Origin of the sequence: Nocardia sp. SSK8 (genome assembly GCF_037034205.1) — a bacterium.
Lineage (GTDB): Bacteria > Actinomycetota > Actinomycetes > Mycobacteriales > Mycobacteriaceae > Nocardia.
Genome location: NZ_JBAGKD010000009.1, coordinates 95,063 through 109,649, shown reverse-complemented (window position 1 = coordinate 109,649; position 14,587 = coordinate 95,063). Strand labels below are relative to the sequence as shown.

15 protein-coding genes are annotated in these 14,587 nt (G+C 70.7%); 6 read left to right on the top strand and 9 right to left on the bottom strand.

Annotation, left to right across the window (positions count from 1 at the left end):
- Positions 1–272 precede the first annotated feature (272 nt).
- Positions 273–1,082: a hypothetical protein gene (locus WA675_RS18335; protein WP_336085810.1), complete on the top strand. Its 810-nt coding sequence runs from the start codon at positions 273–275 to the stop codon at positions 1,080–1,082.
- Between the two features lie 91 nt (positions 1,083–1,173).
- Here WA675_RS18335 and WA675_RS18330 read toward each other — a convergent pair whose 3' ends face one another.
- A complete protein-coding gene (locus WA675_RS18330; RefSeq protein WP_336085809.1) occupies positions 1,174–2,025 on the bottom strand; it encodes a glycine betaine ABC transporter substrate-binding protein in 852 nt (283 codons plus the stop codon).
- Between the two features lie 200 nt (positions 2,026–2,225).
- On the opposite strand from WA675_RS18330, the gene WA675_RS18325 reads away from it, so the two are divergent.
- Positions 2,226–3,158, top strand: coding sequence for an ABC transporter substrate-binding protein (locus WA675_RS18325; RefSeq protein ID WP_442945667.1), 933 nt, complete (start codon positions 2,226–2,228; stop codon positions 3,156–3,158).
- 9 nt (positions 3,159–3,167) lie between these two features.
- Here WA675_RS18325 and WA675_RS18320 read toward each other — a convergent pair whose 3' ends face one another.
- The 5 genes from WA675_RS18320 to WA675_RS18300 all read right to left on the bottom strand — a co-directional run bounded on the left by WA675_RS18320 (position 3,168) and on the right by WA675_RS18300 (position 7,792).
- Positions 3,168–3,377 carry a hypothetical protein gene (locus WA675_RS18320; protein ID WP_336085808.1) on the bottom strand — a complete coding sequence of 70 codons (210 nt, stop codon included), beginning with the start codon at positions 3,375–3,377 and terminating at the stop codon, positions 3,168–3,170.
- A gap of 75 nt (positions 3,378–3,452) precedes the next feature.
- Positions 3,453–4,673, bottom strand: a complete 1,221-nt coding sequence (locus tag WA675_RS18315; protein ID WP_442945659.1) for an NAD(P)-dependent malic enzyme — start codon at positions 4,671–4,673, stop codon at positions 3,453–3,455.
- Between the two features lie 411 nt (positions 4,674–5,084).
- Entirely contained in the window at positions 5,085–6,623 is a 1,539-nt protein-coding gene (locus WA675_RS18310; protein WP_336085807.1) for an FAD-binding protein, read from the bottom strand.
- Positions 6,624–6,674: 51 nt separating this feature from the next.
- On the bottom strand, positions 6,675–6,941 hold the full coding sequence (locus WA675_RS18305) for a hypothetical protein (protein ID WP_336085806.1): 267 nt from the start codon (positions 6,939–6,941) through the stop codon (positions 6,675–6,677).
- A complete protein-coding gene (locus WA675_RS18300; RefSeq protein ID WP_336085805.1) occupies positions 6,938–7,792 on the bottom strand; it encodes a PHP domain-containing protein in 855 nt (284 codons plus the stop codon). The genes WA675_RS18305 and WA675_RS18300 overlap by 4 nt, the downstream gene beginning before the upstream one ends.
- Before the next feature lie 69 nt (positions 7,793–7,861).
- Between WA675_RS18300 and WA675_RS18295 the strand changes: the two genes are divergently transcribed.
- The gene (locus WA675_RS18295; protein ID WP_442945666.1) at positions 7,862–8,950 is read left to right on the top strand and encodes a magnesium and cobalt transport protein CorA; all 1,089 of its coding nucleotides are present in this window, start codon (positions 7,862–7,864) and stop codon (positions 8,948–8,950) included.
- On the opposite strand, the gene WA675_RS18290 is transcribed toward WA675_RS18295, so the two are convergent.
- The 3 genes from WA675_RS18290 to WA675_RS18280 form a co-directional block, all read right to left on the bottom strand.
- Positions 8,947–9,528, bottom strand: coding sequence for a suppressor of fused domain protein (locus tag WA675_RS18290; protein WP_336085804.1), 582 nt, complete (start codon positions 9,526–9,528; stop codon positions 8,947–8,949). The genes WA675_RS18295 and WA675_RS18290 overlap by 4 nt on opposite strands.
- A 4-nt stretch (positions 9,529–9,532) precedes the next feature.
- Positions 9,533–10,024: a general stress protein gene (locus WA675_RS18285; protein WP_336085803.1), complete on the bottom strand. Its 492-nt coding sequence runs from the start codon at positions 10,022–10,024 to the stop codon at positions 9,533–9,535.
- Positions 10,025–10,118: 94 nt separating this feature from the next.
- A complete protein-coding gene (locus WA675_RS18280) occupies positions 10,119–11,048 on the bottom strand; it encodes an HpcH/HpaI aldolase/citrate lyase family protein (RefSeq protein ID WP_336085802.1) in 930 nt (309 codons plus the stop codon).
- A 75-nt stretch (positions 11,049–11,123) separates the two neighbouring features.
- Between WA675_RS18280 and WA675_RS18275 the strand changes: the two genes are divergently transcribed.
- The 3 genes from WA675_RS18275 (at position 11,124) to WA675_RS18265 (ending at position 14,518) form a co-directional block, all read left to right on the top strand.
- Positions 11,124–12,422 (top strand): magnesium transporter MgtE N-terminal domain-containing protein, encoded by a 1,299-nt coding sequence (locus tag WA675_RS18275; RefSeq protein WP_442945658.1) that lies wholly within the window; start codon positions 11,124–11,126, stop codon positions 12,420–12,422.
- Positions 12,415–13,005, top strand: coding sequence for a DUF1003 domain-containing protein (locus tag WA675_RS18270; RefSeq protein WP_336085800.1), 591 nt, complete (start codon positions 12,415–12,417; stop codon positions 13,003–13,005). The genes WA675_RS18275 and WA675_RS18270 overlap by 8 nt, the downstream gene beginning before the upstream one ends.
- A 142-nt stretch (positions 13,006–13,147) precedes the next feature.
- Positions 13,148–14,518 carry a lytic transglycosylase domain-containing protein gene (locus WA675_RS18265; RefSeq protein WP_336085799.1) on the top strand — a complete coding sequence of 457 codons (1,371 nt, stop codon included), beginning with the start codon at positions 13,148–13,150 and terminating at the stop codon, positions 14,516–14,518.
- Positions 14,519–14,587 lie beyond the last annotated feature (69 nt).

Genomic DNA, 14,587 nt, shown 5'->3' with positions numbered 1-14,587 from the left:
GCCAACGGCGAAGCCACACCCCGCCCCACCACACCACCTCCACTCCCGCACCACGCGCAGGCCGCTGTTCCAGACCAAATATTCCAGTAGGAATATACGGAGCGAAACAACACCGGGCAAGATCTCCCCGCGGCGGGCAAAATGAGCGGGTGTCGAGAGCGTGGACTCGGGTGGCCGTACTGGTTTGCGGGCTGCTCTGCGGGGGTGTGTCGGTCGCTTGCTCGCCGTACGGAACGTCCGATCCCGGCGCACCGACGCGGGTGTTGTCGGCGATGCGGATCGGCGACTGCGCGCATGTGCCCGCGTTCGGCGATATTCCGAGTGAGACGATTCAGGCACCGACTCCCGCCGCCTGCGACAACAGCGTGAACAGCAATGCCGTGGTGACGGCGTCGTCCACCTCGACCTGTGATGCGCAGGGCGAATTACAGTGGGCCGGTCATTGTTTCGCGCTGCGGTGGATTACCGGCGCGTGCTATCGCGAAGTGCCCGGCGGCTGGCAGCGCACCGGGCTGTGCGCGACCGGGGATCCGGCGGTGCGGCAGATGCGCGCGGACGGTTCCATGGGTATCCCCGGCACCACGGCGAACACCTACACCGTCTACACCGACTGGCGCGCAGTCGGTTTCGATATCTGGTCGACGGTGGTCGGGCTCGTCATCCTGGCCGTCGTGTTCGTCGCGACCCAGGCGTTTCGCTGCTACAGATTCGCCCAGGACAAGCCGGGACCGTCGCGATCCTATTTCCAGATCGCTCTGCTGCTGTTCCTCCCGATGCTGGTCACCGCGTGGCTGCTCGAGTGGCTACTGCGATCCGGACCGAGCCCCCACCAGCTGAAGCAGGCGCGGGCCTTCGCCGACGATTGGAGCGTCACCATCGTCGACCCGGACACCATGCCAAGCCAACGTCCTCGGCGGATGATCCCGCTCGTCGCGCGCGACGCCGAGGGCGACCCGATGACCTGCACGCTGTCGAGTTCCACCCGCCACCGCCACACCGGCGAATGGGTCTTCACCGCGAGACTGCCACGCGGCGAGGGCAGCGGCTGGCGTCACCTCGAGCTGAGATGCGTACGGATCTGACGTCGACCGAGTTGCCGCAACACCCTCATCAGGAAACTGATCAGCCCAGTATGCGCCGGGTGGCCGACAAGGAACGGCAACCCGACGGGGTTCAGAGGGCGTGGGCGTCGAGCCAGGTGCGGGCGGCGGTGGCGGGGGTGGTGCCGGAGTCCACTTCGGCGATGAGGGTGAGGAGGGCTTCGGTGGTGAGTTCGCCGGAGATGTAGTTCAGCTTCTTCGTCTGCTGGCGGTCGAAGATGCCGGTGTGGTGCAGGGCGAGGATGTTCTGGGCTCGGAGGGTGTAGTCGGGGTCGGGGAGGGGGGTGAGGCCGGTGAGGTCGGTGCCGGGGCCGGGGGTGAGGCCGACCTGGATGGTGTTGTTCAGGAGGTTTGTTCGCAGGCTGGCGAGGTCGGGGTAGTGGTGCAGGGCCGCGGGGGTGCAGCCGGGGATGAGCTGGGGGTCCGCGGTGGTTGGCTCGTCGACGATGCCGAGGGTGAGGGTGGGGCAGGTCGCGGTGAGGGCGGTGACGGTGGCGATGTCGTCGGGGGCGGACTCGGGGCGGAGTACGCGGGGGCGCAGGTCGGTGCCGTCGGCGGCGTCGGAGACCGACAGGCCCGCAGGGAGGGCGGCGGCGAGGGCGGCGGTGACGTCGGCGGGTTCGCGGGCGGGTGAGGCGGGGTTCCAGCGGTTGAGCAGGGCGCCGTTGCGGGCGCCGAGCACCGCGACGCGGCCCGCGTCGAGGGCGGCGAGCGGGTCGGTCAGGCCGGTCACCACGCTCGTGCGGGTGCCGACGCGCGCGAGCGCCTGCGCGTAGATCTCGGCCAGTACCACCGACTCGGTGGAGCCGTCGGCGCCGACCGCGACCATCGGCCGATCATCGCTATCGGCGCAGGACACGGCGGTGATCGCCGCGGCGGCCACCAGGATCGCGGCCGTCCTCCGGCGCACTGCGAGCGCGAGCATCGCCTCCGACACCAACTTCCCGTATTCGCCGTCCACCCACGCAATTCGGCGCGACGCGGGCAGTATTACCAACCAGAATGTACCTGCGGCCCCCGGGACGCACGCACAGCGCACTGCCCGCCTTTGCCGGAAGGACCCCAGTGAAAACCGCGCTCACCTCCGCCCCGCCCGGACATCGCCGACCGGCGCGCCGCTTCGCGGTGCGGGCGGCGCGGGTGCTCGCGGCCGCGGTGGCCCTGGCCGCCGCCATGATCGTCTCCGCGTGCGGTAACTCCGATCCGCTGGCCGCCAAGGGCGATTGCACCAGTGACGCGCTGATCATCGGTTCGGCCAACTTCCCGGAATCGCAGACCGTCGCCAATATCTACACCGAGGTCTTACGCATCAATGGCTTCAAGGTCGACACGAAGTTCGATGTCGGCAACCGCGAAACCTATCTCCCGGCCCTGCGCCAGTGCGCGATCTCGCTGATCCCCGAATACACCGGCAATCTGCTGCAATACCTCGACAACGACGCGACCGTCACCGCCGCCACCGAGGTCACCGCGGCCCTGCGCGACGCGCTCGGCGAGGACCTGGCCATCGCGACCCCGGCCCCCGGCCAGGATTCCGACGCCGTGGTCGTCACCAAGGCGACCGCCGAGAAATGGAAGCTGACCAGCATCGCCGATCTGGCCGCGCATTCGGCCGAGGTGACCTTCGGCGCCATGCCCGAATTCGCCCAGCGGCCAGGCGGATTGGCCGGTTTGAAGAAGAACTACGGGCTCGATATCAGCTCGGACAAATTCACCGCGATCGATGACGGCGGCGGCGCGGCGACGGTGCGCGCACTCGTCGACGGAAAGATCGTGGCCGCCGATATCTACACCACCTCCCCTGCGATCGCGCAGCACGATCTGGTGGTCCTCACCGATCCGGAACACAATTTCCCGGCCCAGAATGTGGTGCCGCTGTTCAATGCCGCGAAGAAGACCGACAAAGCGGTGGCCGTGCTCGACGCGGTCTCGGCCAAACTCACCACCACCGAATTGATTTCGCTCAATACCGCCGTCTCCGGTGAGGCCAAGATCGAGCCGAAAGCCGCCGCGCTGGCGTGGATCACCGCACAGGGACTGAATTCCCCGATCGGCTGAGGCCGCGCCTCAGTCGTCGCCGAGCAGCGCCCGCAGATGCGGGTCGTCGGCGAGCACGGCCCGCATCCTGGCGCGTTCGTGCGCCCGCTGAGCCTGAACGTGCAGCCAGTCCTGGGCGGCCTGCACCAGCACGACGTTCACCGGGACGCCCGCCGCCTCGGCCGCGGCGACGAGCTCCGCGGCCATCTCGTCCGGGAACTGCACGGTGATCGATGCCATGTCCCGATGATCCCAGACAGCACGACAGCGCCCCCGTTCCGGTCCGGAACGGGGGCGCTGTCGGGAAGTACGGAGTTACGCCACGCCCTCGGCGCGCGCGGTCGCGGCCACGGCCTCGGCGACGGCCGGAGCCACGCGCGGGTCCAGCGGGCTCGGGATGATCTTGTCGACCGCGAGCTCACCGGCGACCACGCCGAAGATGGCGTCGGCGGCGGCGACCTTCATGCCCTCGGTGATGCGGCGAGCGCCCGCGTCCAGCGCACCCTTGAACACGCCGGGGAAGGCGAGCACATTGTTGATCTGGTTCGGGAAGTCGCTGCGGCCGGTGGCCACGATGGCGGCGTACTTGGCGGCCACCTCGGGGTGGATCTCCGGGTCCGGGTTCGACATGGCGAACACGATCGACTCCGGCGCCATCGAGGCGATGAGCTCCTCGGGGATGGTGCCCGCGGACAGGCCGAGGAACACGTCGGCACCGGCCAGCGCCTCGGCCGGTCCACCGGTCAGGCCGCGCGGGTTGCTGCGGGCGGCCAGGTCGGCCTTGACGCCGTTGAGGCCGTCGCGACCGGCGCTGACGATGCCCTTGGAGTCGAGCACGACCACGTCGGGGATCCCGGCGGCCAGCAGGATGTTGGCGCAGGCCACACCGGCGGCACCGGCACCGGAGACGACGACCTTCAGGCCGGTCATGTCGCGGCCCTGCTGCGCGGCGGCGCCCTTGAGCGCGGCCAGCACCACGATGGCGGTGCCGTGCTGGTCGTCGTGCATGACCGGGCAGTCCAGCGCCTCGATGACCCGCTGCTCGATCTCGAAGCAGCGCGGGGCGGAGATGTCCTCGAGGTTCACCGCGCCGAAGCTCGGGCGCAGGCGGATCAGGGTCTCCACGATCGCGTCGGGGTCGGTGGTGTCGAGCACCAGCGGGATGGAGTTCAGGCCCGCGAACTTCTTGAACAGCGCGGCCTTGCCCTCCATCACCGGCAGCGAGGCGCGCGGGCCGATGTCACCCAGGCCCAGCACGGCGGTGCCGTCGCTGACGACCACCACGAGGCGGTCGGTCCAGGTGTAGGTCTTGGTGAGCGCGGCGTCCTCGGCGATGGCCCGGCTGACCTGGGCCACGCCCGGGGTGTAGGCGATGGACAGGTCGCGCTGGGTCTCGAGCGGGGCACTGAGCTCTACCGACAGCTTGCCGCCGAGGTGGCCCGCGAAGATCTCGTCGTGGGTGATGGCAGCCAGGCTCGCTGCATCATCGGCCTGGGGCGCCGCGGTGGCATTCGGTGCGTCAGTCACAGATGACACGATTTCACTCCTGCTCGAGTCGGACTCAACCGGGGGACGGTTACCGCCGGGTATATCGGGTTTCGGTTCTTCATGAGCGCGCACAGCACGCACGGCACGACGCGAATACCGGTCACAACCGGTCGCGGGGCGCGGCACTGATCCACAGCGCGGAGCCGGACGGGTGGTCCGGGCGAACAAAGGGTGGTCCCTCGGCCGCGACGGTGCGTCGCGTGGCGGGAGGTCACCAGGTTTCCCGAACCCGGCGGTGGCGAGGGAAGGGAATCCGCAACATTCTGCCAGCCGAGCCGACCAGTTGCCAAACCGGTCCGGGGTGTCAGCCGACAGCGTGTCATCCGTCGAGGGTAACGAGGCCGAATTGCCGCGGGGTAAGAGAAAACTCGCAGCTGAGGAGGAACAGCCGGTGAACAATCACACCGCGGCCGGACGGGGTGCGGTGAGTTCGTCGCCGAAGGGTCGCGGCCCCTGTTCGCGGCGCACCCAGACCTCGTCCAGCCCACCACAGCGCAGCCGGGCACGCCAGTCCGCGGCCGGGTCGGGGTGGTCGCTGCGGCGGTGGATCCCGCGCGACTCGGTGCGCACCAGGGCGCTGTAACCGGCCCAGCGGGCGACCGCGAGCAGCGCGGCGGCCTGCCGGGCACGCAACCGGCCCGCGCCGACCCCGCCGAGCTCGAACTGCGCGCCCGGCCACATGGCGTCCAACTCGGCGATGCTGTCGGCGAGGCTGCCCGCGCTGCGCCGGTAGCTGCGGCGCAGCGGCAGGGTGTGTTCCTGGACCAGGCCGACGACCGAGCGCGGGTCGATGTGGGCGCGCGGCCCGAGCCCGGCGCCGGGCACCGCCCGGGCGTGCTCGGCGCGCTCGCTCGCGCGGGCGAAGGCCGCGGCGCCCGCCCCGGCCCACACTCCCGAGGCCACCGCCCACGCGCCGCTGAGGCCGCCCGCGGTGCCCGCCGCCCCGGCGACGAGTTCGCGCCCGGCCAGATCGCCCGCGGTGTAGAGGCCGGGCACCGTGGTGGCGCAGTCGGGCCCGGCCAGCGCCAGTCCCCCGGCGCCGCGGATGGTGCCCTCGAGCACCGCGCGCACCGGGACGCGGCCCGCGGCGTCGAGCGCGCCGTGGCGGCCCAGCCAGTGCCGGACCGGTTCGGGCGCCTCGTGCAGCAGCGCGAAGACCCGCCTGCCCTCGGCGATGGCGGCCAGCGCGGCCCCGTCCCCCGCCGGGAGCGCGGCACCGGCCTCGTCGTAGAGCACCGCGAAACGCATCGACGGGCCCGGGGTGATGGCGGAGTGCAGGCGGGCGGGCACCGGGGCCAGGCCGTAGGCGCTGGAGAACTCCATGCCCGCGAGTTCGGCGCCCGCCTCGGCGGCCATCAGCAGGCCCTCGCCGGTATTGACCTCGGTGCCCGCGCCGCCGGAGAGGAAGGCGCAGCCGCCGGTGGCCACCACCACCGCGCCCGCGCGCACGCTCCACGGCCGGAACCGGTGATGACGTTGCAGGCCCGCGGCCCCGGCCACGGTGCCCGCCGGGTCGACGAGCAGGTGCAGCGCCGGATGATGATCGAGAACGCGCACGCCCGCGGCCAGCGCACCGCGGCGCAGCCTGCGCAGATAGCTCGCGCCGTCGAGGTGCACCCGGTCGGGGTCGGGCCGGTGTTGCAGCGGCCCGGTCCAGTGCCGCAGCCGCCGGTGGGTCTCGTCGATCACCCGGTCCAGCCAGACGGGGTCGCCGAGCCCGCCGCCGCGCGCGATGCTGTCGGTCACCGCCTCGGCACGGCCGGGACCTGGGGCGATGTCCCAGAGCTCGGTGACGCCGTGCACGGTGGGACCGCTGGATCCGCTGCGGCTCTTGTCCACCAGCGTCACCCGCGCGCCGGTGGCCGCGGCCGAAACGGCGGCCCAGAGCCCGGCGGGTCCGCCGCCGAGGATCAGCACATCCGTCTCGATGCCGCTCACAAAGAGAAATGTTCGCCGCTCATTCACCTGCCCGCAACCACTACGCGGCGGTCAACCCCACCATTGTGTCCAAAGCAGTACACCGGTCGTGACCAGAACGATCGCCGACCCGGACAGCGCCGCCAGACCCTTGCCACGATCGGCGACCAACTGCCCGCCGACGACCACCACGGCTGCCACCACATGCCAACTCAGCGACTCCGCGCCGGGCCCGGGGAAATCACGCCGCGCGCCCATCACCGCGGCACCGATCACCACGCACAGCAGCACCAGAACGCCTCCGGCGACGATGCCGCTGATCCCGCGCACCAGCGTCACGGGGTGATCACCGGAACGCCGCTCGCCTTGCCGATCAGCGCCTCGAACTGCTCGGGATCGGTGCGGCAGGCGCCGATCGCGATGGTCTTGTTGCTGCCGTGATAGTCCGAGGAACCGGTGCGCAGCAGGCCGAGTTCGGCCGAGAGGTCGGTCAGCACGCCGCAATCGGCGGCGCTGTGGTCGGGATGATCGATCTCGAGACCACCCAGACCCAGCGCGGCCAGCTCCCGGATCTCGTCGAGCGCCAGCAGACGCCCACGCTTGCGGGCCCGCACATGCGCCAGCACACTCACCCCGCCCGCGGCCGCGATCAGCTGTACCGCCCTGGTCAGCGGGGTGTCGGCCTTCTCGGCGTAGTAGGGCCCGTGCGGGGCGAGCAGCTCGACGAACGCGGCGTCGACGCTCTCGACCACACCGGCCTCGACCAGCGCCCGCGCCAGATGCGGTCGACCCGCGGCCGGGCCCGCCCCGGCGAGCACCGCGTCGGGGTCGATGGGCAGGCCGTCGGCCACCATCTTGTCGGCCATGGCCCGCACCCGGCCGACCCGCTCGGCGCGCAACCGCTCGCGCTCCTCGGCGAAACCGGCGTCGGTGGGGTCGAACAGGTAGGCCAGCAGATGCACGGGGACGGGATAGCCGTCCTCGCCCATGCCCTGGCACGACATCTCCATCCCGCGCACGAGGGTGAGCCCGGGCGGACGCGCCGCCTCGGCCTCGGCCCACCCGCCGGTGGTGTCGTGATCGGTGATGGCGACGACGTCCAGGCCCGCCGCCGCGGCACGGCGCACCAGCTCGGCCGGGGTATCGGTGCCGTCGGATGCCGTGGAATGGGTATGCAGATCGATGCGCACCCCTCAGTCTTACCGTGCGGTGCCGCCGCGCGTGCGATCCGTCCGGCAACCGGGACGCCTGGCCGTAGCATCGACGGCGTGCCGACTCTGCCGCCGCTGCCGTCCTTCCGCGGGCCCGGCCGCGCGCGCACCACCCCGCGGCCCCGGATTCCGGTGCCGACCGCGCGGGCCATCGTCGACTGCGGCGTGTACGTCGACGGCAAGCGCTCGCCCGGGCATTTCACCCCGGAACAGGCGCTGACCGAGGCGCGCGGTAGCAAGCGCGGATTCGTGTGGGTCGGCCTGCACGATCCGGACGAGGCGCAGATGAGTGAGATCGCCGCGATCTTCGGGCTGCACCCGCTGGCCGTGGAGGACGCGGTACAGGGCCGTCAGCGGCCCAAGCTGGAACGCTACGACGACACCTTGTTCCTGGTGATGCGCACGGTCAGCTACGTCGAGCACGACATCCACGCGATCAGCGAGATCGTCGAGACCGGCGACATCATGGTCTTCACCGGCACCCACTTCGCCCTCACCGTGCGCCACGGCGAGCACACCGGCCTGGCCGGGGTCCGCCGCGCGCTCGAGGCCCATCCCGATCAGCTGCGGCTGGGCCCGCTCTCGGTGCTGCACGCGGTGGCCGACCACGTGGTCGACTCCTATGTGGAGGTCGCCGAATCGGTCGAGCAGGACATCGACGAGATGGAAGAGGCGGTATTCACCCCGAACTCCAAGATCGGCGTGGAGTCGATCTACCAGCTCAAGCGCGAGGTGGTGGAACTGCGCCGCTCGGTCGGACCGCTGGGCCTGCCGCTGCAACTACTGGTACACAACAAGGAATTACCGGTCCCCCAGGAGATCCGCGCCTACCTGCGCGATGTGGCCGATCACCACACCAGCGTCTCCGAGCACATCACCTTCTTCGACGAAGCCCTCAGCGGCCTGGTCAACGCGGCCCTGGCCAAGATCAGCGTCCAGCAGAACACCGACATGCGAAAAATCTCCGCCTACGCCGCCATGGCCGCGGTACCCACGATGATCGCGGGCGTCTACGGCATGAACTTCGACTACATGTGGGAACTCCACCAGCCCGCCGCCTACCCGGTCGTACTACTGCTGATGGCGGTGCTGTGCGCGTTACTCTTCCGCAGCTTCCGCCGCAACAAGTGGCTCTAGAGATTCACCGCGCCGCGGGCCGGGTCGCGGACGTCGATGCCTGCCTCGGCCCAGGCGTCGCGCAGGGCCTGGGCGCCGCGCACTCGGACCCAGGCGGCCTCGGTGGCGGTGATCGGGGTGACGCTGAGGTAGCGGACCGGTTCGGCCGGGTCGGGGAGGGCCACCTCGGGTACCTCGCTCTCGCCGAGGAGCACCGCGGTGAAGATCGCGTTGTGCCACAGCGGTTCTCCGAGGTCGAGCAGGGCGTCGGCTTGCAGGACAACGCCTTCCACCGACGGGGTGGCCACCAGGACGCCCAGGGTGCGGGCGACTCCGGCTTGTGGCCCGGCGCTCAGGAGCAGGGTGAGGACCAGTTCGGCGCGGGGGCCGCGGAGGGGGTCGGCGAGGAGGTCGGAGGGGTCGCCCATGGGGTGGCGGGAGCCGCCGAGGGTGGCGTAGTGGACTACGCCGTCGCCGGGGACCCGGAGGATCTCGATGGGTTCGAGACCGAGGAAGGTCACCGAGGCCGCGTCGACCTGGTCGCGCTCGACGCCGTAGTGGTCCAGCACCGCGGTGCGGACCGTGTTCACCACATCCATCGGGTCACAGCGCCAATCGGGCCAGCATGTCGCGGGCGCGTTCGGCGGTCTTCGGGTCGCACAGCACGTCGTAGCGACCGGCCACCAGCTGCATGGTCGAGGCGAAATCGCGCTGGCCCTTGGTGGCCGCGTACGGGATCGAGGTGGTGATAACGCCGAAGATGATGCCGCCGACCAGGCCGACGGCGAGGGGGCCGAGCGCGCCACCGGTGGTGGTGAACAGGCTCAGCAGCAGACCGAGGAACAGGCCCAGCCAGGCGCCCGAGACCACGCCGCCGCCGATGACCTTGCCCCAGGTGAGCCGGTAGAGCACCCGCTCGACCTGCATGAGGTCGACGCCGACGATGGTCACGTCCTGCACCGGGAACTGCCCGTCGGCCAGGTAGTCGACCGCGCGCTGCGCTTCGGCGTAGGTCGGATACGAGCCGACCGGCCAGCCCGACGGCGGCGTCGGCAACTGCCGTCCGCGATTCGGGTTGCCCAAGGGATTCGTCATAGTCCCATTCTGCTAGGTCCGGGGTGGGTGTGGTGGAGTGAAACGCGTCTCCAAAATGTCCGGAATGCCCGTTCTGTGATCACGGGCTCCTGGATCAGGCGTCCGACCGCTTCATTCCGGCCGCGCGACCCTTCTCCGCGATCACCTTCGCCATCTTCGCGCTGGCCTCGTCGATCATCTCATCTCCGAGCATCACCGCCCCGCGCGCGCCGCCCTCGGCCGAGGTGTGGAAGGCGTAGGCGTCGAGGATCTGCTCGGCGCGGTCGTAATCACTCTGGCGGGGGCTGAAGATCTCGTTGGCCGCGTCGACCTGGGTGGGATGCAGGACCCATTTGCCGTCGAAACCGAGTGCGGCCGTGCGGCTCGCGGCGCGGCGGAACCCATCGAGATCGCGGATCTGCAGGTAGGGACCGTCGATGGCCTGCAGGCCGTGCGCGCGGGCGGCGAGCAGGATGGTCATCAGGATGTGGTGGTAGGCGTCGCCGACGTCGTAGCCTTCTGGCTGCTCGCCGACCACCAGGGTGCGCATATTGATACTGGCCATGAAATCGGCGGGGCCGAACACCAGCGTCTGCACGCGCGGGCTGGCGGTGGCGATGGCGTCGATATTGCGCAGGCCGAGGGCGTTCTCGAGCTGCGGCTCGATGCCGATGCGGCCCACCTCGAGCCCGCTGGCCTTCTCCAGCTGGGTCAGCAGCAGATCCAGTGCCTGGACCTGACCGGCGTCGGTCACCTTCGGCAGCAGGATGGCGTCGAGCACCGCGCCCGCGCCCTCGACCACCTGGATGACATCGGCGTAGGTCCACTCGGTGGTCCAGTCGTTGACCCGGACCACGCGTAGCTGATTGCCCCAACCGGGTTCGTTGAGCGCGGCGACGATGTTCGCCCGCGCGGCGACCTTGGCACCAGGGGCGACCGCGTCCTCGAGATCGAGGAACACCTCGTCCACCGGCAGGCCCTTGGCCTTGGCGATCATCTTGGGATTGCTCCCTGGCACGGCGAGCACCGAGCGGCGGGGCTGCATGGGGCCTCCTGTTGTTCGTCACACCGGCCGTGGCGTGTGGTGACCGGCCGTAGCGGACCGCCTAGCCTGATGATCATGGCAACCACCAGGGTGTACGTCGCCCGGCTCGCCGGACTGACGGTGCTGGGTCCGGACGGGGAGTCTATCGGCCGGGTCCGCGACGTGGTCGTGGCCGTCCGGTACGGGCGCCAGCAGCCACGGGTGCACGGGCTGGTGGTCGAATTGGTCACCCGGCGGCGGATTTTCGTGCCGATGCTGCGGGTGACCGCGATCGAACCGGGCATGATCACGCTCAATACCGGCACCGTCAGCCTGCGCCGATTCGCGCAGCGACCGGGCGAGATGCTGGCCCTGGCACAGATCGTGGACACCCAGGTGCGCGTCGACGATCCGGGCCTGCCCGACCTGGACGGGGTGCCGGTGTTCGTGGCCGATCTGGGCATCGAGCAGACCCGCACCCGCGATTGGGTGATCGGGCGGGTCGCGGTGCGCGGGCACCGGCGGATCGGGCGGCGGCGCACGGTGCACGTGGTCGATTGGTCGCAGGTGGTCGGGCTGACCCCGGCCGGGGTCGGCAGGCCGGGACAGGACGTGACCACGCTGCTGTCGCAGTTCGAGGGTCTGCGCCCGGCCGATGTCGCGCACCGGCTGCGCGAACTGCCGGAGAAGCGGCGGGTGGAGGTGGCCATCGCGCTGGACGACGAACGCCTCGCCGACGTGGTCCAGGAGCTGCCCGACGACGACCAGGTCGACCTGCTCGGCCATCTCGAGGTGCACCGTGCCGCCGACGTGCTCGAGGCGATGGACCCCGACGACGCCGCCGACCTGCTGGGCGAGCTGCCCGAGAGCGAGGCCGAATCGCTGCTGGCGCTGATGGACCCGGAGGAATCCGAGCCGGTGCGCAGGCTGCTGGCGCACTCCCCCGACACCGCGGGCGGCCTGATGACGCCCAAACCGGTGGTGCTGAGCCCGTCCACCACCGTCGCCGAGGCGCTGGCCCGCGTCCGCGATCCCGACCTCACCCCCGCGCTGGCCTCGATGGCCTTCGTGGTGCGCCCGCCCACCGCCACCCCCACCGGCCGGTATCTGGGCTGCGTGCACATCCAGCAGCTGCTGCGCGAACCGCCCGCGCACCTGGTCGGCGGGATCGTCGACACCGATCTGTCGCTGCTGACCCCGGATCTGCCGCTGGCCGCGGTGACCCGCTATTTCGCCACCTACAACCTGGTCTGCGGCCCGGTCGTCGACGCGGAGAACCATCTGCTCGGCGCGGTGACCGTCGACGACGTGCTCGACCACCTGCTGCCCGAGGACTGGCGCGAGGAAGAAGCGCCGCCGCTCGCCCAGACCGAGGCAGGAGCCGCCCGTGAGTGAGAAGAACCCCGCCCGGCAGCGCTTGGAGACGCCGGTCGGCTCGCGCCTGCGCTTCGACTGGGACTCCGACGCGTTCGCCAGCGCCAGCGAGCGGGTCGCCCGGTTCCTCGGCACCGGCCGCTACCTGGCCATCCAGACCGTGATCGTCGTGGTCTGGGTGCTGCTCAATGTGTTCGCGGTGTCGCTGCGCTGGGACCCGTACCCGTTCATCCTGCTCAATCTGGCCTTCTCCACCCAGGCCGCCTACGCCGCGCCGCTGATCCTGCTGGCCCAGAACCGCCAGGACAACCGCGACAAGGTCGCGCTGGAGGAGGACCGCACCCGGGCCGCGCAGACCAAGGCCGACACCGAGTTCCTGGCCCGCGAGCTGGCCTCGCTGCGGCTGGCGGTCGGCGACGTGGCCACCCGCGACTACCTGCGCCGCGAACTGGAGGAGATCAAAGAGGTGCTCGACCGCATCGACGCGGTCACCACGCCCGACGGCGCGCCGACGGCGGAGAAAAAGCGAAAAGCCGTTCGCAAGAAAACGTCCGGTCAAACGCCCTCTTCCGCCCCGATTTCGCCAGGTGCTCCAGACGCATGACCGGAAATGCTCAACAACTTCCTGACCGGTAGGTAACCTGGATCACGTTGTTCCGGGCGGGCCGGAGGGGGGACTCTGCGGTGCCGCTGCTTCGACGTAAAGGGCTGGTGTGTCGCCAATGCGAATCTCTACTCCGATCACGATGTCGGCCCTGGTAGTCGCGGGGCTCGTCGCCTCCGGATCGGCCGCGCAGTCCACCCACCCCAGCACCGCGCCGCAGGCGCCGGAAGCACTGCTGGCCGCCAGCGCCAGCAGCACCGACCAGGGCGAGGAGCCGCTCTCCGAGGTCGTCGGGCTGCTGCCGGTCTCCCAGGAGGCCCCGCGCAGGCTGCGCGCGCTGAGCCCGTCGGCCAACAGTGCCGCCCCGTTCGCCGGAACCGTTCCGCTACAGAGCATCTCGCTGCCCACCGGCAGCGGCGCCCTCGGTATCCCGGAGATCGTGCTGGCCGCCTACCGCAATGCCGAGCTCGCGATGGAGACCGCCGAGCCGGGCTGCGGGCTCACTTGGAACCTGCTGGCCGGTATCGGCCGGATCGAGTCCGGGCACGCCAGCAGCGGCAGCACCGACGCCGCGGGCACCACGACCACCCCCATCTTCGGTCCGGCGCTGGACGGCACGCTGCCGGGCAACGAGATCATCAAGGAGGCCGACGGCGGGTTCGTGCGCGCCGTGGGCCCGATGCAGTTCCTGCCGAGCACCTGGGCGCACTACGCCGCCGACGGCAACGGCGACGGTGTGGCCGATCCGCACAATGTCTTCGACGCCGCGCTGGGCGCGGGTAAGTACCTGTGCTCGGGCGGAATGAACCTGCGCGACGCGTCCCAGGAACTGCGGGCGGTGCTGCGCTACAACAACTCCATGTCCTACGCGGCCAATGTGCTGAGCTGGTCGGCCGCCTACCGCAACGGTGGCGCGCCCAGCCAGGTCGCCATCTCCCCGGAGATCGTGCCGCCGGGCAGCGCCCCGCTGGTCTCGCCGAACGTGCTGGCCGCCTCGACCGATACCCCGACCACCGCGGCCCCGCCCTCGACCGCCAACCAGCTGCCGCCGAACACCCCGAAGGTCACCACGCCGACCCAGGTGATGATCACCCTGCCCGGCCTGCCGCCGATCCCGTGCGGCATCTTCTGCCCGGCGCCGGTGGTGCCCGAAACCTGCGTCAGCGAACCGGCTCCCGCGCAGATGCCCGATCCGCTGGCCCCGGCCGAGCAGCCGGTGCAGCAGCCTGTGGAGCAGACCTACGGTGCCGCCGCGCCGAAGGACCCGGCCCAGCCCGCCGAGCCGGAGACCACCGGCGCCGCGAAGTGCACGCCCGCCGAGGCCGAGCCCGCCCCCGCCCAGGCGCCCGCCCCCGCCGCGCCGGAGAAGACCCCGGAGCCGGGCATCGCGCCGACCGAGGAGCCCGCTCCGGAACCCACGCCCGAGCCCGCACCGGCGGCCCCGGCGCCCCCGGCGATCACGCTGCCGTTCGACATCGTCATCCCGCTGCCGGTCGCCCCCGTGGTGCCCTGAGAAATCAAACCGGATTTCAGATCACAGAGGGGTAACAAAAAGATCTCGGGTGCGGTAATCTCTTCTCAT